Origin of the sequence: Bradyrhizobium sp. BWA-3-5, from assembly GCF_032917985.1 — a bacterium.
Taxonomy (GTDB): domain Bacteria; phylum Pseudomonadota; class Alphaproteobacteria; order Rhizobiales; family Xanthobacteraceae; genus Bradyrhizobium.
Genome location: NZ_CP136626.1, coordinates 2,192,283 through 2,215,123, shown reverse-complemented (window position 1 = coordinate 2,215,123; position 22,841 = coordinate 2,192,283). Strand labels below are relative to the sequence as shown.

Here is a 22,841-nt window from a genome sequence, read left to right as displayed (position 1 = left end):
CCGGGAGCCATGCCGGTCAAACGCGGAAGATCTTGGTGTAGCGCGCCTTGATGGCCTCGCTTTCCTTTTCAACCGCCGCCGCGTCGTCCTTCATGGTCTTGATGTCCTTGAGCGGCGTGCGCCCTGCCTTCTCGACCGTTTGAGAATGCACCGAGCGGAGGCCACCGACGTCGATGATGAGCTGCTGGGCCTCCCGGCTGAGGCTGAACGACTGGAACAGCCGCGCCGCATTCGGATTGGGTGCATCCTTGAAAATGCCGTTCGGTCCGATGATCAGCGGCGAACCCTCCGTCGCATAAACCGGCTCGACCGGACGACCGGCCTCCTTCATCTGGAAGATGTTGTATTCGTTGCCGTCGGCCATCACCGCGCGCTCGCCGAGATCGAGCTTCTTCGGCGGATCAGCCGACGACTGCACCTGCATGATGTTCTGTTTGGCGAGCTTTTCGAAATAGCCCCAGCCAAGATCGCGCTGCATCTGATAGGTCGCGGTCATGATGGTTCCGCTATAGCCCGGATGCGCCTTGACGATCTTGCCCTTCCATTTGGGATCGAGCAGATCGGCAAAGCTCTTCGGCGCGTCATCGGCCTTCACCAGGTTGGTGTTGTAGGCGATGATGCTGAGCCAGACACGGAAGCTGGCGAACTGGCCGTCGGGATCCTTGTGCTCGGCCGGATAGTATTTGGCGACGTCCTCCGGCACGTAGGGCGCCAGAATGCCCTCGCGCTTCCAGACGATGAAATGCGCGGCGTCGGACGAATTCACGACGTCGACGGCATGGATGTTGCTGGAGTATTCCTGGCCGATGCGCTGGAACACGCGTTCCGCGCCGGTGCGCTCGACCCGCACCGCGATGCCCGGATATTTCGCCTCGAAGGCTTTTGCCAGCTTCTCCGCGACCGGCAGGTCGGTCGAGGTGTAGTAGATGACCTTGCCTTCGTTCTTCGCCGCCTCGATCAGCGCCGGTGTTACCGCTTCCGGCGGCGGCGCAGCCGCCATCACGCGGGTGGAGAATGCTGCGCCTGCGAAAACGGCGCCGGCGCCCGCCAGCACATGGCGTCGTGTGATCCCTGGATGTTTCATGTTGTCGTTCCCCGCGCTGTTGGCGAAGTTGAGTACCCCATGAGCTCACGCATTATTCCCATGGATCGTCGGCTGTCCATCACCGGCCGTTCATGACTGAGGACGGCGGATGGACCGCCAAGCGCGGTGCGCCGGGCGACGGCTGCTACCACGGGGTGAAGCCGACATACCGATTTGGTATCGTTGCACTGCAACCGCGTCTGATTCGTCGAGTTTCCAGGGAATCTGGCCATGACCGTTTTCAAGTCGGGCGACCTTGTGGTGCTCAAATCCGGCGGGCCGACCATGACGGTCGATGCAGTCAACACGAGCATCTTCGACGACGGCAAGATCACCGGCGTGGTCTGCGCGTGGTTCGTCGGGCAAAAGCTCGAGCGCTTTCGCTTTGAGCCGGGCGCTCTCGAACCGGCCAATTCGCGCGAAGTATCTCCGGCAGGCCCGCAAAGCGAAGATTGCCCCGCAACGGCAGAGCAATATTCGGTCACACTCGATAGCATGACCGGCGCGATGAACGCGCCGCCCGATCGGCCCGAACAGGCCGAACCGAGGAAGGCGGGGCCAAGGCGGCACAAGGGCGCTGCAAGAGCCGACCTTGCGAAACACACGCACTGACCGGATATCCGCCCTATTAGCGCCGCCGCATCGTCCCCCGCGGTTTACGGGCTTTATGGGCCCTCGCTTAGCAGATAGACTTGATCCCTAAACTGGCAGACAGACCAGGATCAGGGAGATGGAAATGAGGGGCCTGAGGCTTGCGCTCGTGCTGGCGCTGTTTGTGACGCCATGCCTCGCGCAGGATTACCCTTCGCGTCCCGTGAAGCTGATCGTTCCGTTCGGCGCCGGCGGACCGGCCGACGTCACCGCCCGTCAGATCGGCAGCATTCTGCAGGAAAGTTTCGGCCAGCCCTTCGTGGTCGAAAACCGCACGGGCGCCGGCGGCGTGATCGGCACACAGGAGGTCGTGAAGTCGCCACCCGACGGTTATACGCTGCTGATGATGTCCAACACGCAGACCGCGAATGAATCGCTGGTCCCGCAACGCAAATATGAGCTGATGCGCGATCTCGCCCCGATCGCGCCGGTGAACTACTCGGATCTCGTCATCGTGGTTCATCCTTCCGTGCAGGCCAAAACCCTGCCGGAATTCGTCGCACTTGCCAAATCGCAGCCAGGGAAATTGAACTACGCCTCGTCAGGCCAGGGCACGCCGTATCACATGGCGGGCGAGTTGTTCAAAGCCATGGCCGGCATCGACGTCCTGCATGTGCCCTACCGCAACAGCGGCGAAGCACGCAGCGGCGTGATCGGCGGCCAGGTTCAGATGATGATCGACGCTCTTCCGGCGATGGCGCCTAACATCGCCGAAAATCAGGTGCGCGCGCTGGCGACGACGGGCAAGGTACGTTCGAGCGTGCTTCCCAATGCGCCGACGGTGATCGAGGCTGGCGTTCCCGGCTATGAGGCCACCATCTGGCTCGGCTTGATGGCGCCCGCGGGCACGCCAAAGCCGATCATCGACAAACTCAACGCGGCCGTGAAAGACCTCGTAAAGCGGTCTGATATTGTGAAATTATGGTCCCAGCAGGGCGTCGTCCCTATGTCAATGAGCGCAGCCGAATTCGACAAATTCCTCCGCGACGACATCGTGAAGTGGGCGGAGGTGGTCAAGAAGTTCGACAAGCCGCCGCAATAAGAAGCCGCAAGAGAAGGCCTGCACGCGATGCCAAGCGTTCGATTTCGCCTCAACGGCGTCGAGCTGGAAGTTGACGCCGATCCCGACCGCTCATTGCTGGATATTCTGCGAGGGCAGCTCGGCATGACCGGACCGCATTTCGGCTGCGGCGCCGGCGAATGCGGCGCCTGCAACGTGATCGTCGGTGATCGCGCGGTGTCCGCCTGCGACACGCCGCTGTGGTCGGTGGCGGACAAGGATGTCATAACCATCGAAGGGCTGGGAACGAGTGAGCGGCCGCACCCGCTGCAGCGCGCCTTCATTGCCGAGCAGGCCATGCAATGCGGCTATTGCGTCTCCGGCATCCTGATGAGCGCGGCGGCGCTGTTGAAGAGCAACCCATCACCGACGAGCCGGGAGGTGAAGGAAGCGCTCGATCGCAACCTCTGCCGATGCGGTTCGCACAATCGCATGGTGCGGGCAGTGCTCCGCGCAGCGCACGAAATGGCGGCACCATGAACCAGCCTGCCCCCGCTCCCTCTCCGCCCGCATTGCCGGTAAGCCTTGCAGCGAACCCGCGGCTTTCGGCGTGGCTGAAATTCTCGAGCGCCGGAGAAGTTGCGATCTCGCCCGGAAAGGTCGAGATCGGACAAGGCATTGTGACGGCGCTGGCGCAGATCGCCGCGGATGAGCTCGATATCGATCCGTTCCGCGTGCGGATGGTCCGCGCGTCGACTGCTGCCAGCCCTAATGAAGGCGTCACGTCGGGCAGCCTTTCCATCCAGCAATCCGGCCGCGCGCTGCGTCATGCCTGCGCCGAGATCCGCCAGATCTTCCTGCAGCAGGCAGCGGAACGGCTTGGGGTCGGCATCGATGCGCTCGACATCGAGGACGGCACCATTTCAGGGCCGGGCAATGTGAGGACGAGCTATTGGGAGCTTGCCGGCGAGGTCTCACTCGATCGCGACGCGACGCCGGGTATCAGGCCAAAGATCGCTGCGCACCGGAGGGTGGCGGGTCATTCCGTCCCGCGCATCGACATTCCGGACAAGGTGTTCGCGCGGCCGCGCTTTATCCATGACCAGACATTGGCGGGAATGCTGCATGGCCGCGTGCTGCGCCCGGAGAACGCACGCGCGAAACTCGTCGAATTGAAGGAGGATGGTGCGCGTTCGGCTACTGGCTTCGTCGCGGTCGTTCGTGATGGCAGTTTTGCCGGGGTGGTCGCCGAAACCGAGCATGCTGCGGAGGCGGCGCTCCATGCGCTCCGCAAGGGCGCGACATGGTCCGAGGGCGAGCCGCTGCCGGGCGAAGACGACCTCGCGAGCTTCCTCAAAGCGCAGCCATGCGAATCCACGATCATCGCCGCGAAGGCTGCCACCTCCCCCGGCACGGTGGCACAGACGATCCGGCGGCAATATACCCGCCCCTATGTTGCGCATGCATCGATCGCGCCGTCCTGTGCGATGGCGCAATGGACCGCCGACCGCGTCCATGTCTGGACCCACAGCCAGGGCGTCTATCTTCTGCGCGCGGACCTTGCGATCGTTCTCAAGCTGCCCGTCGAAAGCATCACCGTCGAGCATATGGAAGGCGCGGGCTGCTATGGACACAACGCGGCCGACGATGTCGCGCTCGATGCCGTGCTGCTCGCCAAAGCCGCCGGCGGTCGGCCGGTGCGGGTGCAATGGTCGCGGCAGGGCGAAATGTCGGATGCGCCGTTTGGCGCGGCGATGGCAATCGAGATCGAGGCCGATCTAGATGCGCAGGGTGAGATCACCGGCTGGCGGCATTCCATCTGGAGCAACGGCCACGCGGCTCGGCCGGGACGCGCGGCGCAGCCCGCCTTGCTCGCCGCGTTCGAGCTGGAGACCCCGTTTCCCCGCATGGTCTCGACCAATCCGCTGCAGGCCAATGGTGGGGGCGGCGATCGCAACTCGATCCCGCTCTATGATCTTCCTTCTTGGCATATCGAAAGCCATCGCCTGACGACGATGCCGATACGCACCTCCGCGCTGCGGACGCTTGGCGGACAGGGCAACGTGTTCGCGATCGAATCCATGCTCGATGAAATCGCCGCCGAGCGCGGCGAGGATCCGGTCGCGTTCCGCCTGCGCCATTTGCGGGACGAACGGGCCAGGGACGTCATCCGCGCCGCAGCCGCGCGCGCCGGGTGGAAGCCTGCGAAACAGCCCGGCATTGGCTACGGCATCGGCTTTGGCCGCTACAAGAACACCGGCGCTTATTGCGCTGTTATCGCCGAGATCGAGGGCGAGGAGGATATCCGCGTCAGGAAGCTGACGCTGGCGGCCGATGTCGGCGAAGCGATCAACCCGGACGGCGTCATCAACCAGATCGAAGGCGGCGCCATTCAGGCCACGAGCTGGGTGCTGAAGGAACGCGTGCGCTTCGACCGGCAGCGCATTACCAGCACCGGCTGGACGGACTATCCGATCCTGCGCTTCAGCGAAGTGCCTGATGTCGAGGTCGAGCTGATCCAGCGACCTGACATCGACCCGGTCGGCGCCGGCGAGGCAGCCCATGGCCCGGTGACGGCGGCCATCGCCAATGCGGTCTTCGACGCCCTCGGCGTACGCGTGCGCGATTTGCCGATCACACGTGAGAAGATCATCGCCGCGATGGAATTGACTTGATGAGCAGCCTGAACATCCTGAGCGGCGGCGCGGCCCACGGCCTGGTCGCCAGCCTGACGCCGGCCTTCAAGGCCCTGACCGGCTTCGAGATCGCGGGCGAGTTCGGCGCCGTCGGTGTCATGGCTGAAAAATTGCGCAAGGGCACGCCGGCCGACCTCCTCATCTCGACCGCGGCCCTTCTCGCCGGACTGGCGCAGGAGAAGCTGGTGGTTTCTGCATCGATCGCCGATGTCGGTCTGGTCGAAACCGCCCTCGCCGTCCGTGCCGGTGATCCCCAGGCCACCGTCAGGGATGCCGCAGGCTTGCGTGAGGTCCTGCTTGCTGCGGACGCGGTCTTCGTGCCGGATACCCAAAGCTCGACAGCCGGAATCCACATTGCAAAAGTCCTTGAGCAACTCGGCATTGCCGAGCAAGTCGCCGGCCGGCTCAAGATTTTCCCCAATGGCGCGACCGCGATGCGCGAGCTGGCGGCGTCCAAGGCCCATCGTCCGATCGGCTGCACGCAATCGACCGAGATTATCAGCGCCGAGGGCGTTGACCTGTCCGGCTCCCTGCCGGCGGGCTGCGAGCTTGCCACCATGTACACGGCGGCCATTACGACCGCCGCCGCCCACCCACGACAGGCCCAGCACCTGATCGACCTGTTGACCGGTGCCGGACAAAGCGAGCAGCGGGCGCGCGCCGGCTTCGTCGGCCACTGAAGCCGCGATCGACTGGTGGATGGCGGTCGGTCCGGTGCGATTCCTGATTGTCAAAGTCCATTCATATACTAATATATTAATTGAGAAAGCAGCCATGCCCGCCCGAGCATCGAAAAATACGAATTCAACGGTTCGCCGAATTGCCGCCGGCACGCGCCGGAGCGGCAGGCCGCGCGCGGCGACGGCCGCGTCCAGGATCTATTCCGATCTCCGCACCGAACTGCTGTCGCTGCAGCGCCGCCCCGGCGAAGCCATCTCGGAGGCACAGATCGCGCTCTCTTACGGCGTGAGCCGTACGCCCGTTCGCGAGGCTATTCTCAAGCTATCGGATGAAGGCTTGCTGGAGATTTATCCGCAATCCGGTATCTTCGTCTCGCGCATCCCGGTCGCCGCGCTCCCGGAAGCCATCATCATCCGCAAGGCGCTGGAGGAGACGACCGCGCGGCTCGCTGCCGAACGCGCGACCCCAAGCCAGATCCTGGCGCTGCAGTCGATCCTGGAACGCCAGCGCGAGGCCAACGCCGCCGGAGACAGCGACACGTTCCATCAGGCCGACGAGCTGTTTCATGCTGCAGTCGCCGATGTCGCCGGTTATCCTGGCATCTGGAAATACATCCAGCAAGTAAAGGTTCACGTCGATCGCTATCGGCGGCTGACCCTGCCCCAGCGTGGGCGGATCGCGAAGGTGATCGACGAGCATGAGGCTGTCCTCACCGCAATCGAGGCGCATGATGCCGAGCGCGCAAGGCGGGCGATGGAAATCCACCTCGAAAGCCTTCTCGAGAACATCTCGGCGACCCAACATATCAATCCGGAGTATTTCGACCAGCAACCGTAGAGTCTGAAAAGTCCATAACGATAAGCAACATCAGGAGGAATATATGAAACGCCGCGACTTCATCAAATTGAGCGCAGGGCTCGGAGCGACCCTGGCGACCACGACGCCGCTATCGCCTGCCCTCGCGCAAACCAAAATGGTGCTGAAAGCATCCGACGTACACCCGCTCGGCTATCCGACGGTCGAAGCCGTCGTCCGAATGGGTAAGAAGCTGGAGGCCGCGACCAACGGCCGGCTGACGATCCAGATGTTCCCCTCGATGCAGCTCGGCGGCGAAAAGGAAATGATCGAGCAGGCACAGCTCGGCGCGCTGCAGATCGCCCGCATTTCGGTGGGCGCCGTCGGCCCCGTGGTGGACGACGTCAACGTCTTCAACATGCCGTTCGTCTTCCGAAACTCCAAGCACATGGAAAAGGTCATCGACGGCGAGATCGGCGACGAATTGCTCGCCAAGATTTCGGCCAACGAAAAGACCGGCCTGATCGCGCTGTGCTGGATGAATGCCGGATCGCGCAATGTCTACAACAACAAGCGGCCGATCAAGACGATTGCCGACCTCAAGGGCCTCAAGGTCCGCATGATGGGCAACCCGCTGTTCGTCGACACCATGAACGCGCTGGGCGGCAACGGTGTCGCGCTCGGCTTCGACCAGGTGTTCAGCTCGATGCAGACCGGCGTTGTGGATGGCGCCGAGAATAATCCACCCTCCTTCGTCGCGCAGAACCATAACCAGGTGGCGAAGTATTTCACGATGACCGAACACCTGATCATTCCGGAGCTCCTCGTGTTCTCGCGCATCTCCTGGCAGAAGCTGTCGCCGGAAGATCAGGCCTTGATCAAGAAACTTTCCAAGGAAGCGCAACAGGAGCAACGGGTGCTCTGGTACGAGGCGGAGAACGCCGCGATCGAAAAGATGAAGGCGTCCGGCACCGAGATCATCACCGACATCGACAAGAAGCCGTTCCAGGAAGCCGTCAAGCCGGTATGGGACAAGTACGGCGCGAAGTATGCCGCAATGGTCAAGCGCATCGAAGCGGTCCAGTAGGACGCCGCTCGCGACCGAGGTGTTGGCGGCGTCTGTTCGCGCCGGTCACACCTCTCTACTCTCTCGTGGGATCACGAACGCCGTTATCCGAGGTCAATATGTCTAATTCTGCGGCCGGAATGTTCCGGCGTGTGAACGATGCTGTATACTGGACCGGCGCGGTGATCGGGTGCGTCGCGCTCGTGCTGGTCTCGGCCGTCATCCCATGGGCCGTTTACACCCGGTACATTCTCAACAGTGCCGCGTCATGGCCCGAGCCGATGGCGGTGCTGCTCACCGTCGGCATCACCTTCATCGGATCGGCCAACTGCTATCGCCAGCGCATCCACATGAACATGACGGTCGGTACCGACCTGCTGCCGCCCCTACTTCGCCGCGCCTCGCTATTCCTCAGCGAAGTATTGATGGGCGTGATCGCGATCTTCATGGTCATCTGGGGATGGCGGCTGGTCCGAACCACCTGGGACAATTCGGTGGATGAATTCCCATGGCTTTCGGTCGGCATCACCTATCTGCCGATCGTGGTCAGCGGCGCCATGATGCTCCTGTTCGTCATCGAACGCCTGACCATCGGCCCGCCGCCGCGCGATGGCGCTGACGCTCACGTACCGGTCGAGTAACCATCATGGATATTGCAGTTCTGCTCCTCAGCATGTGCCTGTTCTTCGCGATCGGAATGCCGATCGCCTATGCGCTGGCACTGTCCTCGCTCGTCGGCGCGCTCTGGATCGATTTGCCGGTCGGCGCCGTCATGCAGCAATTCGCCAGCGGCGTCGGCAAAGTCTCGATGCTGACCATCCCGTTCTTCGTGCTGGCCGGCGCCATCATGGCCGAGGGCGGCATGGCCAAGCGGCTGGTCGACTTCGCCGCGGTGGTCGTCGGCTTCACCCGCATCCGGGGCGGCCTCTCGCAGGTCAATATCCTCGCGACCACGATCATGAGCGGCATCTCCGGATCATCGGTCGCCGATACCTCCGCGATTGGCTCCGTGATGATCCCGCAGATGGCCGCCAAGGGCTATCCGCGGGTGTTCGCCACCAACGTCACCATCAGCGCCTCGCTGCAGGCGATCATCATCCCGCCGAGCCACAACTCCGTGATCTATTCGCTGGCGACCGGCGGCGTGGTGTCGATTACCAGCTTGTTCCTGGCCGGCGTTCTCCCCGGCCTGCTGCTCGGCTTTTCGATCATGATGCTCTGCCTGTTCTATGCCTATCGCGACAAGCACCCCAAGGGCGAACCCGTGCCGATCCGGCAGGCGGTCAAGATGCTGGGCGACGCGGTATGGGGGATCGTGACGCTGGTTATCGTTCTTGGCGGCATTCTCACCGGCGTCTTCACGCCGATCGAGGCCGGCGCGGTCGCCTGCGTCTGGGCATTCTTCGTCACCATGTTCATCTACCGCGACTACAAATGGTCCGAGCTGCCGCTGTTGGTCTACAAGACCCTGCAGACCGTGGCGATGGTCCTGACGCTGGTCGCCACCGCCTCGTGCTTCGGCTACGTCGCCGCGTTGATGCAAATGCCGGCGAAGATGACCGAATTCTTCGTCGCCATATCGAGCAACAAATACGTGCTGCTGATGTGGCTTAATATCATGCTGCTGATCCTCGGAACGGCGCTCGACCTCGCGCCCCTGCTGCTGATCTGCACCCCGATCCTGCTGCCGGTGGTGAAGAACTTCGGCATCGATCCCGTGCATTTCGGCATCGTCATGCTGCTCAACCTCGGCATCGGCTTGTTGACGCCACCGGTTGGAACGACGCTGTTCGTCGGGTGTGCCATCGGCAAGGTTTCCGTCGACGAGGTGATGCGCGGCATCTGGCCGTTCTACTACGTGATGTTTACGGTGCTGATGATCGTCACCTACGTGCCCTGGCTGTCGCTGGCGTTGCCAAGGATGTTCGGGTTCTAGAGCATGATCCGGAAAAGTGCGAAGCGGTTTTCCGAAAAGACCATGCTCAAATAAAAAGCTAAGCGCGATGACGATTCATCCAAATCTCATCGCGCTTTAGCAGACGTCGCGTCAGGGAGACTCCACGTGAAGATCGTTGACCTCAGCCGGGAGCTCTATCATCGCACCCCGAGCTATCCCGGCCATCCACCGGTCATGCACGGCGTCTGGAAGACTCACGAGGAATCATTCGCCGAGTCAGGCAATGTGCACGGGCTGGCGTCGATGTTCATCTCCATGGTGGACCACGCCGGCACCCACATCGACGCACCCCGGCATTTCGGCAAGAGCGGCATATCGATCGACCAGTATCCGCTGGAAAAATGCATCGTGCCAGGCATCTGCGTTGATCTGCGGCACATCGCGCCGCGTGCCGAGATTACCCCTGCCGATCTCGAAGCAGCGGTGACGAAGGCCGGCGTTGCGGCGCCGCGGGGCGGCACCGTCCTGCTCTGCACCGGCCATCACGAACGGACATTCCCCCGAAAGGAATATTCGACCGACAATTCGGGCGTGAACGTCGCAGCCACCGAGTGGCTCGCGCAGCAAGGCGTCGTGCATTTCGGTATCGATTCGATGCGACCGGGACCTGAGGGCAAGGTGAATGCGCTCGTCCACAAAGCCTGTCTCGACCTCGACATCACCCACATCGAGAGCCTGTGCAATCTCGAAGCGCTGCTGGGGCGTGGCCAGTTCACCTTCATCGGCCTGCCGATGAAATGGCGAGGCGGGACCGCCTCGCCGATCCGCGCGGTGGCCGTGTTCGATATGTGAAGGCAGGCACGCCGGCAGCCGGCCCGCGTGCGGAAAATCAAGAGGGCTATTCGCCCTCGCTGCCGGATCCGGCGTCGGCGAGATCGCGAAGCGCCTCGGCATTCAGCACGACGATGGCGCCATGCTCGAGACGCACCAAATCGCGGCTCGCCCAGGCGCGCAGCTGCTTGTTGATGCTCTCCCGGGTCATGCCGACCATCTCGCTTATCTCCTGCTGGGTGATTGCGATGGTCCGGCCCGGCTGTGCCGGCTTGTGTTTCTCGGACAACCGAAGCAGCGCGCTGGCGAGCCGGCCGGGCAGATTCTGCAGGATGATCTGCTCGACCTGATCGCTGGTCCACCGCAGGCGCTCGCATAGCAACTCGATGAACTTCATCGCCAACGCCGGCTGCTCCTTGACGAAGGGGATGAACTCACGCCGATCGATGACGAACAGCTCGCAATTGGAGTTTGCGATGGCATCGGCCGAGCGGGCTCCGCCATCGAGCAGCGCGATCTCGCCGAAGATTTCCCCGGGCTCGATGATATTGAGGATCGCGTTGCGGCCATCCGGCGAAGAAATGCTCATCTTCACCGTGCCCGAAATAACCGCATACAGGCTGTTGCCGGGATCTCCCTTGGCGAACAGCGTGGCGCCGCGCTTCAACGTGGTATGTTTGGCGTAGCGGCAGAGCTGGTCAAACGCCTCGGGCTCGAGGTCGGCAAAAAAGGGGTGCTTGCGCAGCACCGACAATTTGCCGTTCGAAAATCCGTGAGCTTCACCGGTCCTTTGTTGAGGCACGACAGTCAAACTCCAGGGAACACGGGATCGCAGCCCTTCCGTAATCAAGGCAGGCCGGCTTTTCAACCGGAAAGCGCCCGGTCGGGCGATTTGGCGGCCCGAACAGCCCATGCCTTAGCGGCGGAACGATGGCTGGATTGCCCTTTCATCCCGGCGGACGGGATATTCCCAGTAAAAAGCCAGCAAAACCCAATGGTCTTGCTGGCCGTTCTAATCCTACAAGATGAGGCTATTTCAGCGAAGAATTCGGACAAAGCATGTGAAGTCCAATATGCATGTGGCCATTATGGGCAAAGATCCGAACTTTCAGGTCATGCGTCCCGTCGACATTTTCACCCACCTTCAGGACCAGCGGCATCGGGTTGGGGGACCGCAGATTGGTCGCAATGACCTCGGTAATTTTGTCGCGGATTGCCTTGGGGATCGCGCCGGAGTGCTTTTCCCACCTGTCGTGCCCGGTGGTCGAACCTGATTCGTCGGCCCAGTTTTCCTTCTTCGGCACCAGGAATTTCGTGAATTTCCCGAATGCGTAAGGGCCGTTCTTCTTTTCGTATTCTTTGAATTTCTTCGCGGTTTTGCTGATATTCTGTGGACTATACAATTCGTTGATGTGTTCTTCGAATTTTCCGCTGTACACCAACCCCGCCATTCTTGCGCTCCTTTAAACCGGCGATGCCCGCCGTGGCCATAACGCGGCCATATTATGTCAAATGTCGGGGAAATTGGAGAGCTCGGCCCTGGCACGTTCTAGATGTACAGTCATTTTTGATTGGTCAAAGAGGGTGATAGCCTGGACCAACTCCACCCTTGCCTCGTCCGTTCGGCCGGAGGCCGCCAAGAGCCGAGCCCGCAGTCCTCTCGCCGCTCCAAGCAGGGGCAAGGCTTCGAGCCTGGCAGTAAACTCGATAATTCGTTGCAGGCAGCCCATGGCCTCCTCGATCCTGTGTCCGCCCTGCGAAGTCAGGATATGGGCCTCCGCACTCGCCGCCAGCGCCTCGATACCTGCATATCCTTTCTGTCTCGCGCTCGCCTGGCAGGCGCGCAGAAGAGTCAATCCGTGCTGGATATCGCCAAGCTGACCGTAGGCGGCGCCGAGATATGCCGAGACCGCGGCCTTGCTGGTTTCATGACCAAGCTTGTCGGCTTCGTCTTTGGCTTGCAAGAGAATCGCTACAGCGCGCCTGGCATGTCCCTGCTGAGAGTAGACGCTTCCCAGCGCACTCATGATGAGAGGCCGAAACAAGCTTGCCTCGCTTTCAAGCGAAACACGAAGGGCCTGATCCAGAGAAACCTCCGCCTCTTCCAGATCGCCGCGCATCATCTGCACCACTCCAAGGCTATAGTCAGCCGCGATCATGTCATACGGGCGGTCGGTCGCTTCGGCCAGGATGCTTGCTTCTTCGGCGCGGCGCTCGGCATGATCAAATTCGCCCAGCCATGCATGAACGATGGCGCTCATCATATGACAAAGCACCAGAAGGCTCGAACCCGTCGTTCCCGGAGGAACATTTTTCGGAGCGGCCGTCAGCAACGCGGTCGCCTTGGCGAGATGTAACGCTGCATCCCGATATCGTCCGGCGAGGAAACAGGACTGACCAAGGCCGTATTCGACGAGGCAAAGCCAGGGCGTGTTGTCAATCTGGTTGGCTAGCGCAACGGCCTCTTCCGCCACAGCGATCGCCTCATAGGGCGTCGCGTAGAAATTCAGCGCCGCGGCCCTCATCGCGATCGATGCAAGCCGCCGTTCCTCGTCCTGGATTTTTTCTGAACGCGCTTCAGCATCGCGGCATAACTCGAACCAGCGCTCGATATCTCCGAGCGCCGCAAACGCCAGCCGGGCCTCAATGCGCAGATCAATCGCCCGCTGTTCGCGCAGGATCGAGGCCGACTGCTTATCAACGGCATCCATTGCGCACTGGAAATAACCGGTAGCATCCCGAAATGCCGACCTGGCGAACGCCTTCCTTGCGGCCAAATGGCCATATCGATCGGTCTTGATCCAGTCCTGCGCCTTGATGGCGTGATGGCAGAGGGCTTCCGCAACGTCCTCCTCTCTGCCGGCTGAAGTTGCCTCGAGCGCCGTCAAGGTCCGCCCGTGCAGCACTTCCCGTTGCGAGCGAAGAATCGATTCGTAGGCGACCTCGCGAATGAGATCGTGGGCAAACACGTACTCGACCGATAGGCCCGACCGTGCCTCCTCCAGAAAATCCAGGATCTCCAGCGACCAGAGCCGGCTTTGCAGCTGCGCCACCGGGAGCTCGGTCATCGCAGCGAGCAGATGAGGCGACACGCGCGGCCCGAGAACCGAAGCTAGCTGCAGCAGCGCCTTGTCTTCTTTCGGCAGACGATCGATGCGCGACGCGATCACCCCTTGTACGGTGGGAGGGATTTCGAGCGAATCCCAGGAAATCCTGTCCTCGCCGGCGGCACGGCGATTGAGGAGCTGCCGGGCAACCTCCTCAATGAAGAGCGGGATCTGCCCGGTGTGACGGAGGATACGGGCCTTGAGCGGATCAAGTTCGGCGGCGGTGCCGAGCAAATTGTCGAGCAGCACATTTGCCGAGGCGGCATCGAGCGACCGAAGCCATATCCGCAGTACATCCAGGCCTTCGAGCCAGGCTGGCGTATATTCGGTCCGCCAAGTCAGCAGCACTAGCAACGGCCGGCTTGCCGCGAGCGACATCAGCGCTTCAATCACCGTCTCGCTCTGGCCATCGATCCAATGCAGATCTTCCAACAGCAATACCGTTGGCCGCGACGAGACCACCTGATCAAGCATGCTGCGAACGGCATCGACGATCACGCGCCGCCGTAGCAAGGGTTCAAGATTGCGCCAGCGCGTGTTTCCGACGGGCTCGTCAAGAACCGAATTGAGCGCCGCTGGCCAAAGCTCGGCGTGAGATGGCGCCGGATCCTCGCTTGTGCCGACATAGTTCGCAAGCGTCGTACCCTCCGCCTGCAGCACGCCTTGAACAAGCCGCTTCAGCAATGAATAGGGAGCCGCCTGTTCCAGCGGATTGCACTCGGCTTCGATGACCTGCCAATCACGTTCCCGCAAGGTCGTCACGAATTCATGGACCACACGGGATTTGCCTATTCCCGCCGTTCCCACCACTGCCGCGATCTTTCCGGAAGGGCCGACCGCTTGCGCCGCGCGCTCGAGCTGCGAAATCTGTTCATGCCGGCCCACGAAGGACGAATGGACATTCGCCGAGCGAGCCCGCCAACGGCTCAAGCCGCTGATCTCGACGACTTCGTAGCAGGGCACCGGGGCGCGAAATCCTTCCATCCGCTTCGGCGGCAGCGCCTTGAAGGTCACGACGCCGTTCGCCAGACTCTGGCAGGATTCCGATGCGAGAATTTGTCCGGCGTTCGCCGCGCTTTCGAACCGTTTCACCAAGTGGACTGCCGGCCCGCCTGCTTCATAGATCGAAGAGAAGTCCGCTTCGATGACATGGGCGACGACGTAACCTGAATGAATGCCGACCCGAACGTGGAGCTTGGGGTCTTCCAGCAGCTTGATGCGGCGAACGAGTTCGATGCCTGCGTTGCAGGCCAGCACGGCATGATTGTCGTCGGCGCGCGGGGCACCGAACAGCGCGATCAGCCCGTCCCCGCCTTCCTTGCTGACGATCCCGCGGTTGCGGCGAACTGCCGTGCGCATGGCGATCAAGGCCGGCTCGAGCCTGGAAATCGCTTCTTCCGGATCGAGCTCCGAGATCAGATCGGTCGAACGCTGCAGGTCGGAGCAGAGCACGGTGAGGAATTTCCGCTCGCCGGCAATGCGGCCACGGGCTTCGGATACAGGTGCGCTCGTGGATTGGTTGGGTACCACCGCGCCGCATGCGGAGCAAAACAGGTCGCCAGCTCTCAGCGTCGACAAACAGACCTGGCAGGACACCCTCAGCTTCCTCCATCCACCTTGTTCAGACTAGCGAAAGATCCTGATCGAACAAGCGTTTACGCTGTCGATTGAGATCGATGAAGGTTCTGACGGGCAAGCCATGATGCGCTGGGTCTCGGACCGAGGGGCTGGAAGGGGATTGATTCAACCACAATCGGAACTTTCGTAGCAGATAACCTGCCACGCAACTAGGGGATGCCTGGCAGCAGAGCTATGCCGATCGCCCCACCATCTCCGTCTCCTGCCATGAACGACACGACGGCTCGAAGTAGCCGTTGAAGCACCAAATCGCCCGAGTGCGATCAAGCCGGCGCGCCTGGCCGGCCTTCCCGGATCGGCCGCCGCTATTCCTTGGCGATTCCCGTTTCCCTGATCACACGCTCATACTTGGCGAGTTGATCATGCGTCATCGCGCGCAGGTCCTCCGCCGAGCTGCTTCGCACGGCGAAGCCCAGCTCCTCAAGCTTGCGGCGTACATCGGGATCGCCGACCGCCTTCAACACCTCGGCGTTCAGGCGCGCGAGAATACCCTTCGGGGTGCCCGCCGGAGCAAGGATCGCGAACCACGAGTTGAAGAAGAAGCCGGGCAAACCGGATTCCGAGACGGTCGGCACATCGGGAAATTGCGCCAATCTCTTCTCCGTGGTCACTCCGATCAGCTTGAGCTGACCGCCCCGGACAAGCGTTGCAACCGTGCCCAACCCCTGGAAGCCGACGGGAATCTGGCCGGCTGCAATGTCGGTGGCGGCTTGGGTGGCGCCCTTGTAGGGCACATGCGTCAGCGATATGCCGGCCGCCGACGCAAACATCGCCATCGCCAGATGCTGCGGGCTCCCCGGTCCGCCTGAGCTATAGTCGATCTTGCCAGGCGCCGCTTTTGCAGCGGCGATGAGATCGGCTGCATTTTTGAAGCTGGCCTGATTGCTGGCGATCAGTCCCCACTCCACCGTTGCAACCAACGAGACCGGATCAAAATCCTTGAGGATGTCCCAGCGCATCTTGGCCTGCAGGTTCGGCACCATGGTCATGATGCTGTCGTTGAACCCGCCGATCGTATAGCCGTCCGGTTCGGCGCGAGCGACCGCCTCCGCTCCAATCAGGCCTGACGCGCCCGGTTGATTCAGGATTACGATCTGCTGGCCCATATTGTCGGCCATCTTCTGGGTAACGATGCGCGCGGCGACGTCGACCGCGCTTGCTGCCGCCAGCGGCACGATCATCTTGATGGGCCGGTCCGGATAGTTCGCCTGGGCGATCGCGTGCTGGGTAGAGAACACCAGGAACGCAGGAATCAACAAACGGGTCAGGCGCATTTATTTCCCCATTCGGCAGCAGATTATCATGGCCCGGTGCCGCCACTTGCTTGGGGAAGCTTGCCCCCGAACTGCCCACTTTGCAACGATCCCACAATTTGGGATGGCCGGCGACCAATCGCCTTGCCGACCGGCAGGAGACGCAGCGGCAACTACAGCAGCTTGCCGTCCGGTCCAAAAAAACGGATGTGGGCCGTCAAAGGCGCCGATCGGGACCTGGTGAGTGACGACGGTGCCGCCCCTCGCCCGGAAACCAGCTATGGAGATGGAAAGCCGACGGTTCGACTTTGAAGGAGGGTTTCGCGCAGCTCCGCCAAATCGAGGTCGACCGCGTGATTGGGCGCCGGGCAGATCGTGGTGGGCACGCCGGCAAACATGGTCAGTGCCGCCCGATGAACGTGCCCGGTTGAGATCATTTGCACACGCGGGTGACGCCGCACGATAGGAGCAAGCTGTCATGAGCAATGCCGAGGCAACGCTGCTCGTTACCGCGGGGATTTCAATGTATGGGTGGGGGATTGGTTGCCGGCGAGAGCGTCGTGGTGATCGGTCCGGGACCGATCGGACTGCTCGCAGTAGCCGTCGCTAAAGCGCTTGGCGCCAGTCCGGTCGTATTGACCGGAATACGCAACAGACGGCTCGCGATGGGCCGAGAGGTCGGGGCCGATCGCGTCATCAATATCAACGACGAAGACGCGGTAGCAGTTGTCAGACAGCTCACCGGCGGCATCGGCGCAGACTATGTGGTCGAATGCGCCGGCAACGAGGCGACAATCAACCAGGCCATCACATGACCAATCGCGGCGGAAAAATATGCCTCGCCGCATTTCCACACGAACCTGTCGTGATGGATCTCGCGCGTTTCGTGAAGTGTCGACGACGCAATCAAGGTGGTCGTCACTAACCGGCAGGCGGAAGCCATCGCGAACGCTGCGGGCGAATAGAGCGTAGGACAGTGGTCAGCGGCGTTCAAATCTTGGTACGCACTTCTCCATGAACGCCGTGATACCTTCCTGCATGTCCTGCGTCTTGAACGGCGGCAGAAACATGATGCACATGGTCGAGAAAAGTCTTTGCGTTAGATTCGTCCGAGGGCAGCCAGGATAAGCTGAGGGGTCAGTGGAATCTCCGTGACAATCGCTCCAAACGGCCTCAGCGCATCATTGACCGCATTGGCCACCGCCGCTGCCGCTCCGGCCGTGCCAGCTTCGCCCGCACCTTTCGCGCCCAGTTCAGATTCCATGGTCGGTGAGACCACATGCCCGACATCGATATCCGGCATCTCGCCAGACATGGGAACCAGATAATCGGCCATGTTGGCGTTGGTGAGCTGGCCTCGCTCGTCATACTCGCACTTCTCAAATAGCGCGGCGCCGAGCCCCTGAACCACGCCGCCCCTGATCTGCTCGTTGACCAACTGAGGATTGATGATGGTGCCACAGTCCTCGACGACCCAATGCTTCAGCAGCTTGATGAAGCCGGTATCGATATCGACCTCCAGCCACGACGCCTGAACGCCATTGGTAAAGGCAAACGGATATTCGCGTGGGACAAAATGTCGGGTCGCCATCAGCTCGGGTTGAATACCCGGCGGCAGCGTGTCGGGGCGAAAATAAACGACGCGTCCGAGCTCACTCAACTCGATCCGCGGCGCTCCATCGACGACATTCACCACCCTGTTGTCGGCGAGGTCGAGCTCGCCCGGCGTTGATTGAAGAATGGCAGCTGCGATGTCGAGAACGTTCTTCCGCAACACCTTGGTGGCCTGCAGTGCGGCCTCCCCGCCGATGCCGGCGCCACGCGAGGCCCAGGTGCCGCCGCCATAGGGTGTGTTGTCGGTGTCCCCCAGGATGACACGAACGCGGTCGATTGAGACGCCAAGCACGCTTGCAACGATCTGAGCCGTCAGCGCTTCCGACCCCTGCCCCTGCTCGGTTATGCTGGTCTGGCAAATCACCGAGCCTTGTGGATCGAGCCGCACCGCGACACCGTCTTGCGAGGATATTTTCGCACCACCGACGCCATAGAACGCTGCGCTGGGGTTGGTCACTTCGATGAAGCTGGCGACGCCGATACCCCGATGGATGTTCTTTGCCCGCAGGGCCGCCTGTTCCGCACGCAGTGCGTCGTAATTCATCATCCTGACAAGCTTGGCGAGCGCGGCGTGATGCGACAACTGCTCGAAGCGCAGGCCCGATGGGGAGGCATAGGGGTAAGCGTCATCGGCGATCAGATTTCGCCGGCGGATTTCGACCGGATCCATGCCGATCTTCGCGGCCGCCAGGTCCACCAATCCCTCCGTCACCGAGCAGGCGATCGGATGGCCGACGGCGCGGTATTGGCACATCACATTCTTGTTCTGGAACACGACACGGGCACGGGCCCGATAATTCTTGGTCACATACGGACCGCCGACGAGGTTGACGACCTGATTGGCCTCGATCGCGCTGGTGCGCGGATACATCGAATAGGGTCCGATGCCCGTGAGATCGTCGATCTCGAACGCCGTGATCGTGCCGTCGCGCCTGACGCCGACCTTTCCCTTACAGCGATGATCCCGGGCGTGAATGTCTGTGTTGAAGCTCTCCACCCGGTCGGCGACAAACTTGACAGGGCGCCGTAACAATTTCGACAGCGCGTAGGTCGCCATCTCATCCGCATAGATGTGAACCTTAATACCGAAGGAACCGCCGACATCCTTGCAGACCACGCGGACCTGCGATTCAGGCAAGCCAAGATGCAGCGCCGCGATATTCTGCACCATGTGCGGCGCCTGCGTCCCCTGATAGATCGTCAGCCTCGCTTCCGCCGCGTTCCAGTCCGCCACCACTGCGCGGGGCTCCAGCGTCACACCGGTGTGCCGTCCGAAAACGAATTCCGCTTCCACAATCTCCTCGGCTTCGGCAAAAGCCTGATCGACCGCACCGGCATCGTGGACACGTTCAAAAGCAAGGTTGTCGCCGAGGGAGGCGTGAATCACCGGTGTTGCCGGATCGAGCGCGGTGCGCATATCCGTGACCGCGTCGAGCTCTTCATATTCGACCGAGACAAGTTCCGCCGCGTCTTCCGCCTGGGCACGGCTGCTCGCCACGACCGCCGCAACAGCTTCGCCCTGCCAACACACGCGGTCAACCGCGATGGCGTTTTGCGGCGCGGATTTGAGACCTTTCAAATGCGAGAGCACCCCGACCCACGGCGTGATCACGGCCGAGAGGTCCTTACCTGAAACCACAGCGATCACTCCCGGCATTCGCTTGGCCGCCGAAGCATCAACGCTCTTGATCTTCGCATGCGCATGCGGCGAGCGCAGGAAAACGACATGCGCCATCCTCGGCAACTCGATGTCGCTGACATAGAGCGCCCGCCCCTGCATGAGCCGGTCGAGGTTCGGCCGCGGCACGGTCTTGCCGATATAGGAATTTGGGCGATCGAATATGGAAAGTGCTTGGGGATTTACCTGATCCGAGGTCATGGCGAATGTCCGCTACGCACCCGTGCGGTGGTCTCGATGGCGTCGATGATGGCCTGGTAGCCCGTGCAGCGACAATAGTTACCCGAAAGGTGCTCGCGAATCTGCTCCCGGTCCGGCAATGGTGATTGCTTCAGCAGATCCTGAGCTGTTATCAGCATTCCTGGCGTGCAGAAGCCACACTGCAGCGCGTTGCGTTCTCTAAAGGCAGACTGCAAATCGGCGATTTCACCGCTGTCGGATAGCCCCTCGATCGTCTCCACCCTCGCATTGTGCGTCTGCACGGCAAGCAGAAGACAAGAGCGAACAATATCGCCGTTGACGCGAACCGTGCATGCGCCGCATACGCCGTGTTCGCAGCCGACATGCGTGCCGGTCAATTTCAAATGCTCGCGAAGAAAATCCGCCAAGTTTAGGCGCGGCAATACATTCGCTTCAATCCGCTCACCATTGACGCTCAACGAAATCGCAACCGCAGCAGTCACGCTGGCCCTCCCGAGCGGAGATCGGGTCGGCCAAGCAGTGAGGATACGCAACGCCTCAATAAGACTTTCGCCAAATGCCTGCGCATGGCGGGCGTCGCCTGCTGATCTTCCAGCGGATCGACTTCTGCATCCAAGGCGGCGCATGCGTCGGACAGTATTGCAGACGTGACAACGACACCAACCAGTTTTCCGGCAGAGCTGGCCAGCAGCGGGCGATCCCCGATGGCAAAGAAACCAAGGCTAAGATCAGTAAACTGATCATTCTTCACGAGGGCCTGCGCGGCAAGGCCAAGGATCGCGTAGTCGCCATGCCGTCGGGAGAACTCGTGGAAGAAATGCGTCAAGTCTTTTGCGGGTATTGGCAACTCGACTGCAACCAGAAGTTCCTGCGGCATGAGCGCAGTTTCGTAAATGCCGGTGAAGAACTCGTGCGCTGCAATGCGGCGCTCGCCCGCCGGCCCGCGGGCGACAATCGTGGCATTAAGCGTCAGCATGCAGGCCGGCAGTTCCGAGGCCGGGTCCGCCTGCGCAAGGCTTCCACCGATGGTTCCGCGGTTGCGGATCGCAGGATGAGCGACATGGGCCACCGCCTCCCTCAGCAGCGGAGCATGGCTTGCGATTTCGGGCGACTTCAGGAGATCTCCGTGACGCGTCAGCGCTCCAATGGTGAGAACATCTCCCTTCACCACCACGCCACGCAGCTCGGCCAAGTCACCGATATCGACAACCAGCTTGGGTGTGATCAGGCGCAGATTCATCGCCGGCAACAGACTCTGGCCGCCTGACAGCACCCTGGCATTTTCGCCGTGCGCGGCCAGCAGTTCCAGCGCATTTTCGACGTCGGTGGCGCGAGCGTAAGCGAAAGCCGAGGCCTTCATCCCTGGTATGACCTCCCCGGCCAACGATTGGTATTTTCACGGGATTAGAGGGCTGGGGCCGCCAAACGTCAAGTTTGATGTCGCGCAATTATTTCGACTTTGCGCTTGTTTTCACGCGGCTAACGACGCACGGTCTGTACCAAACCAAAAGCCTGCCCTTGAAACAAAGAGCCGACCATGAAGCTTGGGTTCTTTACGATGCCGATCCATCCTGTCGACAAGGACTGGCGGCTTTCGCTCAAGGAAGATCGAGAGGCTTTTTTGCTGGCAGATGAGCTTGGATATACCGAGGGCTATGTCGGTGAGCACACCACCGACAAGGCCGAGAATATTACGTCCTGCATCGCTTTCATCGCCTGGCTCGCCGCGGCAACCAGGCAGATCAAGCTTGGCACCGGTACCGTCAACATGCCCAATGCTCATCCAGCGGCCGTCGCCGCCTCGATCGCGATGCTTGATCACATGCTCGACGGACGCCTGATCTTTGGCATCAGCCCCGGCGGCTTGCTGTCGGACGCAGAAGTGTTCGGAAATCTCGAAGCGGACAGGAACGCCATGTTCCTGGAAGCCATCAATCAGGTGCTGCAGATCTGGGCCAGCAAGCCCCCCTACAATCTTCAAGGCAAATATTGGAGCATATCGATTCAGAAAAGCCTGATCGAGGACATTGGTCAGGGCTTCATCCCGCGCCCCCTGCAACGGCCGCACCCGCCGATCGTGGTGACGGCGGTGGCGCCGTTCTCGAAAGGCGTAACGGAGGCGGCGGCGCGGGGTTGGGACCCGATTTCGGCAAACTTTTTGATGCCGATCTGGGTGAAGAGCCATTGGCCGAAATATGTCGAGGGTTGCAAGCGATCCGGCCGACCCGCGGACTCCGCGAACTGGCGCGTAGCCAAGAGCGTGTTCGTCGCCAGGGATGCCGCCACCGCGAAGGCCTACGCTACCGATCCAGATGGCCCCTATGTCTATTACTATCGCTCGCTGTTCACAAAGCTGAAGCTCGGCGGACGTATCGAGCTGTTCAAAACACGCCGCGATCAACCTGACGACGAAGTGACCCTTGAAGATATCTGCGATAAATTGATCATCCATGGCACGCCGGAGAGCGTCGCCGATCAACTGCTGGCATTTCAGGAAGAGACCGGACCATTCGGGACGCTCCTCTACGCCGGCAAGGATTGGAAGGATCGTGAGTTGGGGCGCCAGTCGATGATTCTAATGGCCGAAAAGGTCATGCCGCGGGTCAATGCCGACAGATCGAGCAGTTCGAAGGCCGCCGAATAATCCGC

At 61.4% G+C, this 22,841-nt stretch carries 20 protein-coding genes and 1 pseudogene; 12 read left to right on the top strand and 9 right to left on the bottom strand.

Features of this window, described 5'->3' with window-relative positions; all coding sequences use genetic code 11:
- Positions 1-16: 16 nt before the first annotated feature.
- Complete coding sequence (locus RX331_RS10690) at positions 17-1,084, bottom strand: ABC transporter substrate-binding protein (RefSeq protein ID WP_317256521.1); 1,068 nt, start codon at positions 1,082-1,084, stop codon at positions 17-19.
- A 231-nt stretch (positions 1,085-1,315) separates the two neighbouring features.
- Between RX331_RS10690 and RX331_RS10685 the strand changes: the two genes are divergently transcribed.
- From RX331_RS10685 to RX331_RS10640, 10 genes are all read left to right on the top strand, one after another.
- Positions 1,316-1,696, top strand: coding sequence for a YodC family protein (locus tag RX331_RS10685; RefSeq protein ID WP_317256520.1), 381 nt, complete (start codon positions 1,316-1,318; stop codon positions 1,694-1,696).
- A 124-nt stretch (positions 1,697-1,820) separates the two neighbouring features.
- Positions 1,821-2,777, top strand: coding sequence for a tripartite tricarboxylate transporter substrate binding protein (locus RX331_RS10680; protein ID WP_317256519.1), 957 nt, complete (start codon positions 1,821-1,823; stop codon positions 2,775-2,777).
- 27 nt (positions 2,778-2,804) lie between these two features.
- Positions 2,805-3,275 carry a (2Fe-2S)-binding protein gene (locus tag RX331_RS10675; RefSeq protein WP_317256518.1) on the top strand — a complete coding sequence of 157 codons (471 nt, stop codon included), beginning with the start codon at positions 2,805-2,807 and terminating at the stop codon, positions 3,273-3,275.
- Complete coding sequence (locus tag RX331_RS10670) at positions 3,272-5,410, top strand: xanthine dehydrogenase family protein molybdopterin-binding subunit (RefSeq protein WP_317256517.1); 2,139 nt, start codon at positions 3,272-3,274, stop codon at positions 5,408-5,410. Before RX331_RS10675 ends, RX331_RS10670 begins: the two co-directional genes overlap by 4 nt.
- The gene (locus tag RX331_RS10665; protein ID WP_317256516.1) at positions 5,410-6,111 is read left to right on the top strand and encodes a molybdate ABC transporter substrate-binding protein; all 702 of its coding nucleotides are present in this window, start codon (positions 5,410-5,412) and stop codon (positions 6,109-6,111) included. The genes RX331_RS10670 and RX331_RS10665 overlap by 1 nt, the downstream gene beginning before the upstream one ends.
- A 94-nt stretch (positions 6,112-6,205) precedes the next feature.
- Positions 6,206-6,949: a GntR family transcriptional regulator gene (locus RX331_RS10660; RefSeq protein WP_317256515.1), complete on the top strand. Its 744-nt coding sequence runs from the start codon at positions 6,206-6,208 to the stop codon at positions 6,947-6,949.
- Between the two features lie 43 nt (positions 6,950-6,992).
- Entirely contained in the window at positions 6,993-7,994 is a 1,002-nt protein-coding gene (locus tag RX331_RS10655; protein WP_317256514.1) for a TRAP transporter substrate-binding protein, read from the top strand.
- A gap of 131 nt (positions 7,995-8,125) precedes the next feature.
- Positions 8,126-8,614 carry a TRAP transporter small permease gene (locus RX331_RS10650; RefSeq protein ID WP_317256513.1) on the top strand — a complete coding sequence of 163 codons (489 nt, stop codon included), beginning with the start codon at positions 8,126-8,128 and terminating at the stop codon, positions 8,612-8,614.
- A 5-nt stretch (positions 8,615-8,619) separates the two neighbouring features.
- A complete protein-coding gene (locus tag RX331_RS10645; RefSeq protein WP_317256512.1) occupies positions 8,620-9,909 on the top strand; it encodes a TRAP transporter large permease in 1,290 nt (429 codons plus the stop codon).
- Between the two features lie 126 nt (positions 9,910-10,035).
- Entirely contained in the window at positions 10,036-10,722 is a 687-nt protein-coding gene (locus RX331_RS10640) for a cyclase family protein (protein ID WP_317256511.1), read from the top strand.
- Between the two features lie 46 nt (positions 10,723-10,768).
- Here the strand turns inward: RX331_RS10640 and RX331_RS10635 are convergent, their stop codons facing one another.
- From RX331_RS10635 to RX331_RS10615, 5 genes and pseudogenes are all read right to left on the bottom strand, one after another.
- The gene (locus RX331_RS10635; protein ID WP_317256510.1) at positions 10,769-11,503 is read right to left on the bottom strand and encodes a Crp/Fnr family transcriptional regulator; all 735 of its coding nucleotides are present in this window, start codon (positions 11,501-11,503) and stop codon (positions 10,769-10,771) included.
- Positions 11,504-11,732: 229 nt separating this feature from the next.
- The gene (locus RX331_RS10630) at positions 11,733-12,152 is read right to left on the bottom strand and encodes a hypothetical protein (protein ID WP_317256509.1); all 420 of its coding nucleotides are present in this window, start codon (positions 12,150-12,152) and stop codon (positions 11,733-11,735) included.
- A 57-nt stretch (positions 12,153-12,209) separates the two neighbouring features.
- The gene (locus RX331_RS10625) at positions 12,210-15,404 is read right to left on the bottom strand and encodes an ATP-binding protein (RefSeq protein WP_317256508.1); all 3,195 of its coding nucleotides are present in this window, start codon (positions 15,402-15,404) and stop codon (positions 12,210-12,212) included.
- A 347-nt stretch (positions 15,405-15,751) separates the two neighbouring features.
- Positions 15,752-16,720: a Bug family tripartite tricarboxylate transporter substrate binding protein gene (locus tag RX331_RS10620; RefSeq protein ID WP_317256507.1), complete on the bottom strand. Its 969-nt coding sequence runs from the start codon at positions 16,718-16,720 to the stop codon at positions 15,752-15,754.
- Positions 16,721-16,872: 152 nt separating this feature from the next.
- Positions 16,873-17,175, bottom strand: a pseudogene (locus tag RX331_RS10615) (phosphodiesterase); the annotation flags it as partial.
- Positions 17,176-17,226: 51 nt separating this feature from the next.
- On the opposite strand from RX331_RS10615, the gene RX331_RS10610 reads away from it, so the two are divergent.
- Positions 17,227-17,514 carry a zinc-binding dehydrogenase gene (locus RX331_RS10610; protein WP_317256506.1) on the top strand — a complete coding sequence of 96 codons (288 nt, stop codon included), beginning with the start codon at positions 17,227-17,229 and terminating at the stop codon, positions 17,512-17,514.
- A gap of 284 nt (positions 17,515-17,798) precedes the next feature.
- On the opposite strand, the gene RX331_RS10605 is transcribed toward RX331_RS10610, so the two are convergent.
- From RX331_RS10605 to RX331_RS10595, 3 genes are read right to left on the bottom strand one after another with little or no spacing between them, the layout of a single operon-like run.
- The gene (locus tag RX331_RS10605; RefSeq protein ID WP_317256505.1) at positions 17,799-20,192 is read right to left on the bottom strand and encodes a xanthine dehydrogenase family protein molybdopterin-binding subunit; all 2,394 of its coding nucleotides are present in this window, start codon (positions 20,190-20,192) and stop codon (positions 17,799-17,801) included.
- A complete protein-coding gene (locus tag RX331_RS10600) occupies positions 20,189-20,674 on the bottom strand; it encodes a (2Fe-2S)-binding protein (protein ID WP_317256504.1) in 486 nt (161 codons plus the stop codon). Before RX331_RS10600 ends, RX331_RS10605 begins: the two co-directional genes overlap by 4 nt.
- Positions 20,671-21,552, bottom strand: a complete 882-nt coding sequence (locus RX331_RS10595; protein WP_317256503.1) for a xanthine dehydrogenase family protein subunit M — start codon at positions 21,550-21,552, stop codon at positions 20,671-20,673. Before RX331_RS10595 ends, RX331_RS10600 begins: the two co-directional genes overlap by 4 nt.
- A gap of 177 nt (positions 21,553-21,729) precedes the next feature.
- Here RX331_RS10595 and RX331_RS10590 point away from each other — a divergent pair, with 177 nt between their 5' ends.
- A complete protein-coding gene (locus RX331_RS10590) occupies positions 21,730-22,836 on the top strand; it encodes an LLM class flavin-dependent oxidoreductase (RefSeq protein WP_317256502.1) in 1,107 nt (368 codons plus the stop codon).
- Positions 22,837-22,841 lie beyond the last annotated feature (5 nt).

What these genes read in the sequence shown, in the direction of transcription:
- RX331_RS10690 (WP_317256521.1), bottom strand. Translation starts at nt 1,084, where the DNA reads ATGAAACATCCAGGGATCACACGACGCCATGTGCTGGCGGGCGCCGGC.
- RX331_RS10685 (WP_317256520.1), top strand. Translation starts at nt 1,316, where the DNA reads ATGACCGTTTTCAAGTCGGGCGACCTTGTGGTGCTCAAATCCGGCGGG.
- RX331_RS10680 (WP_317256519.1), top strand. Translation starts at nt 1,821, where the DNA reads ATGAGGGGCCTGAGGCTTGCGCTCGTGCTGGCGCTGTTTGTGACGCCA.
- RX331_RS10675 (WP_317256518.1), top strand. Translation starts at nt 2,805, where the DNA reads ATGCCAAGCGTTCGATTTCGCCTCAACGGCGTCGAGCTGGAAGTTGAC.
- RX331_RS10670 (WP_317256517.1), top strand. Translation starts at nt 3,272, where the DNA reads ATGAACCAGCCTGCCCCCGCTCCCTCTCCGCCCGCATTGCCGGTAAGC.
- RX331_RS10665 (WP_317256516.1), top strand. Translation starts at nt 5,410, where the DNA reads ATGAGCAGCCTGAACATCCTGAGCGGCGGCGCGGCCCACGGCCTGGTC.
- RX331_RS10660 (WP_317256515.1), top strand. Translation starts at nt 6,206, where the DNA reads ATGCCCGCCCGAGCATCGAAAAATACGAATTCAACGGTTCGCCGAATT.
- RX331_RS10655 (WP_317256514.1), top strand. Translation starts at nt 6,993, where the DNA reads ATGAAACGCCGCGACTTCATCAAATTGAGCGCAGGGCTCGGAGCGACC.
- RX331_RS10645 (WP_317256512.1), top strand. Translation starts at nt 8,620, where the DNA reads ATGGATATTGCAGTTCTGCTCCTCAGCATGTGCCTGTTCTTCGCGATC.
- RX331_RS10630 (WP_317256509.1), bottom strand. Translation starts at nt 12,152, where the DNA reads ATGGCGGGGTTGGTGTACAGCGGAAAATTCGAAGAACACATCAACGAA.
- RX331_RS10620 (WP_317256507.1), bottom strand. Translation starts at nt 16,720, where the DNA reads ATGCGCCTGACCCGTTTGTTGATTCCTGCGTTCCTGGTGTTCTCTACC.
- RX331_RS10610 (WP_317256506.1), top strand. Translation starts at nt 17,227, where the DNA reads ATGGGTGGGGGATTGGTTGCCGGCGAGAGCGTCGTGGTGATCGGTCCG.
- RX331_RS10605 (WP_317256505.1), bottom strand. Translation starts at nt 20,192, where the DNA reads ATGACCTCGGATCAGGTAAATCCCCAAGCACTTTCCATATTCGATCGC.
- RX331_RS10595 (WP_317256503.1), bottom strand. Translation starts at nt 21,552, where the DNA reads ATGAAGGCCTCGGCTTTCGCTTACGCTCGCGCCACCGACGTCGAAAAT.
- RX331_RS10590 (WP_317256502.1), top strand. Translation starts at nt 21,730, where the DNA reads ATGAAGCTTGGGTTCTTTACGATGCCGATCCATCCTGTCGACAAGGAC.